The sequence below is a fragment of the Pseudomonas sp. NFACC37-1 genome (assembly GCF_900101575.1).
In the GTDB taxonomy this organism is placed as follows: Bacteria; Pseudomonadota; Gammaproteobacteria; order Pseudomonadales; family Pseudomonadaceae; genus Aquipseudomonas; species Aquipseudomonas fluorescens_AA.
This window is the reverse complement of sequence record NZ_FMUZ01000080.1, coordinates 1-3,446: the sequence shown is the minus strand read 5'-3', so window position 1 is coordinate 3,446 and position 3,446 is coordinate 1. Positions and strand designations below refer to the sequence as shown.

The following is a 3,446-nucleotide window of genomic DNA, read 5'->3' as shown; positions in this document are numbered from 1 at the left end:
GTTGAAGTCCGCCAGCAGCAATTGCCGCTCGGTGTCGGGGAGCACGTCCAGATCGCTGGCGAGGCGTTCGGGGGCTTGTTCAAGGGCTTCGACCAACGCGGCCACGGCTTGGGCGAGGTAGGCGGCGATGCGTTGCGGGTCGATGCCGGTGATGGATTGGGCGGTCAGGGAGAAGTCGTCCCCTTCATCCGCCACGGCCACTTCGATCGGGTAGTTGGTGCGCGCTTCGTTGCTCAGGAACCGTACGCCGTCCCAGGCCAGGACCTGGTCTTCGTTGGCCAGCGAGCCGCCGTCGGTCTGGTGGCGGTAGTTGAGCAGCGTGGTGAACAGCGGCAGGCCCGCGCCAACACCGCTGCAACGTTGGGCCAGGGCCAGGGAGGCCTGTTCGTGGGCGAGCAGTTCGCTGAGGTCGCGATAGGTTTCGTCCACCAGCGCACTGGCGCTGAACCCGGCCAGTTGCACCCGTACTGGCAAGGTATTGATGAACACCCCAAGGGCTCGATCGGCGCCCAGTGAACCTTGCAGGCGTCCGGCGACCACGCTGCCGAACACCACGTCGTCGCGGCCGGTGCAGCGCGCGAGCACCTGGGCCCAGGCAATATGAAACAGCACGGCCGGCGTCACCCCGGCCAGGCGCGATTGAGCGCGGATCCGCAGGTTCAGGGCCCGGTCGAGGCGCACGCTGGTCTCCACCACCTGAGCACCGTCGCCCTGCACATCCAGCACACCGAACGGTGCGGTGGGCTCCTCGACGCTGGCCAGGCGCCGGCTGAAATAGGCTTCATGGGCCTGGGGCTGCGTGGCGAGTACCTGGGCGACAAACTCCCGATAAGGCATTGGCGTCGGCAGGTGGGCGCCTTGGCCCTGCATCAACAGCTGGATTTCTTCGAGGACGATGCCCAGGGACACGTGGTCGCTGATCATGTGATGGTCCAGCAAGGCCAGCCACCAGCGTTCTGACTGCGGGTCCTGGGCGATGCAGGCGCGCATCAAGGGGGCCTGTTGCAAATCCAGGCGCAGGTGGCGCGGATCGCTCAAGCGCTCCAGTTGGACGCGTGGATCCTCATCGGCCGCCAGGGTGATGGGATGGATCGGCAGCCCGGCCTGGCGCTGTACCACTTGGACCGCTTGCGGCTGTCCGACCCAATGCACAGCGCTGCGCAGGATGTCGTGGCGGTCGATCACCTGTTGCAGGGCGGCGATGAAGGCGTCGAGGCGTTGGCGGTCGTCGAACTCGATCATTGAGCGCACCAGATAGGCGTCGCCTTCGTGCCCCAGCAGGTGATGGAACAGGATGCCCTGTTGCAAAGGGGCCAGGGGGTAGATGTCCTGGATGTTCGCGGCGCCGCCAGGGACGGCGCTGACGATTCGTTCCAACTGCGCCGGGGTCAGTTCCACCAGGGGCAACATGTCTGGTGTCAGCGCCGTGCAATCGGCCGGGATGCGATTGGCCGGGGCCAGGAACAAGGCTTCATCGCTACGACTCAGGGCCTGGGCCATTTCCCGCAGGCTGGGTGCGGTGAACACGGTGCGCACCGTGGCGCTCAGGCCATGCTGGCGCAGGCGGTCGATCAGGCTCACGGCCAGCAGCGAATGCCCGCCAAGTTCGAAGAACCGGTCATGCCGGCCGACTTTCTCGATGCCCAGCAGGTCTTGCCAGACCGTCGCGACGATCTGTTCGATCTCGCCCCGTGGGGCCTCATAGGCCCGGCTGGCGAACGCTTCCTGACCCGGCGCGGGCAGGGCGCGGCGGTCGAGCTTGCCGTTGGGCGTCAGTGGCAGGGCCTCGAGTTGGACGAAGGCGCTGGGCACCATGTATTCGGGCAGGGCCGCCAGCAAGACGCCGCGCAAGTGCTCCACCGGCACTGGTTCGCCGCACAGGTAAGCGATCAGCCGCTTGCTTTCCGATTGGCCGGGTTGGCTTTCCTGGGCCACCACCACCGCTTCACGTACACCGGCACAGCCCGCGAGGATGGCTTCGATCTCACCCAGTTCTACACGGAAACCGCGGATTTTCACCTGGTCGTCGTTGCGTCCCAGGTACTGCAGGGTGCCGTCTGCCAACCAGCGACCGAGGTCGCCGGTCTTGTACAGGCGCGCGTCCGGGTCGGTGCTGAACGGGTCGGCGATGAAGCGTTCGGCCGTCAACGCCTGGCGATTGAGGTAACCGCGCGCGACACCGACGCCGCCGATGTGGATCTCGCCGGCGACCCCGAGCGGGACGAGGTTGCCGTTGGCATCGAGGACATGCAGTTGAGTGTTGCGCACTGGTGTGCCGATGGAGCGGAAATCGTCGTGGTCGCTTTCCATCAGGCGGATCGAGGCATTCACGGTGGCCTCGGTCGGGCCGTAGGCATTGAACAGCGCCGGGCGATGGCCGGGGCGGGCGAACCATTGGCTCACGGCCTGTTTGCCCACCGCTTCGCCACCGATCATGAACTGGCGCAACGAGGTCGGCAGCGGCACATGTTGGTCGCGGCTGACCTGTTGCCAGAACACCGTTGGCAGGTTCGCGACGGTGATCCCATGGTGTTCGCACAGCGTGGCGAAGGCAGCGGTGCCGGCAATCCAGGCATCGCTGCGCAGTACCAGGGTGGCACCCGAGAGCAATGCACCAAAAATCTCTTCCACCGACATGTCGAACGTCATGGTGGCGAATTGCAGGATGCGATCACGAGGGTTGAGGCCGTAGCGCTCTTGCAGGGCACCGATCTGGTTGCAGACCGAGCGGTGTTCGAGCATTACCCCTTTCGGTTTGCCTGTGGAGCCGGAGGTGTACATGACGTAAGCCAGGTGCCGGGACGTCAAGCCTTCGACCCGTGGGTTGTGGTCATCGCCTTCGGTCGTGTCGTCCAGCAACAGTTGCGTAATCTGCAATGGCGGCAGTTGTTCAACCAGGAGCCCCTGGCTGAGCAGGACCCGAGGCGAGCTGTCGCTGAGCATGTGCTGCAAGCGATCTTGCGGATAATTCGGATCCAGCGGCACATAGGCACCGCCGGCCTTGAGGATGGCCAGGATGCCAATGATCATCTCGGGGCTGCGTTCCACCAGCAGCGCCACACGCTCATCCGGGCGCAGGCCGGCGGCGATCAAGCGGTGGGCGATACGGTTGGCCCGGGCATTGAGTTCGGCATAGCTGAGTCGGGTGCCCTCGGCCTGGACCGCGATGGCCTGTGGCTGGGCCTGGGCATGCTGTTCGAACCACTCATGCACCAGCCTGCCCTCGGGGAAGGGGGCGTGGGTCTGGTTGAAACCGCCGAGCAGTTGCCGGCGCTGCGCATTGTCCAGCAACGGCAGGCTCGCCAGTGGCTGCGTCGCATCGTCGAGCAGGGCGTCGAGCAGGTGCAGCAAGTGCTGGCCCCAACGGGCGATGGTGCTTGCGTCGAACAGGTCGGTGGCGTATTCGAACTGGCCGCTGATGCAGTCGCCGTCATCGTTGAGGGACA

At 65.5% G+C, this 3,446-nt stretch carries 1 protein-coding gene; it reads right to left on the bottom strand.

Translation table 11 applies throughout. The annotated features are described in order from the left end of the window. On the bottom strand, positions 1-3,446 hold a 3,446-nt coding region (locus BLP82_RS29885; RefSeq protein WP_139198017.1), incomplete at both ends, for a non-ribosomal peptide synthetase.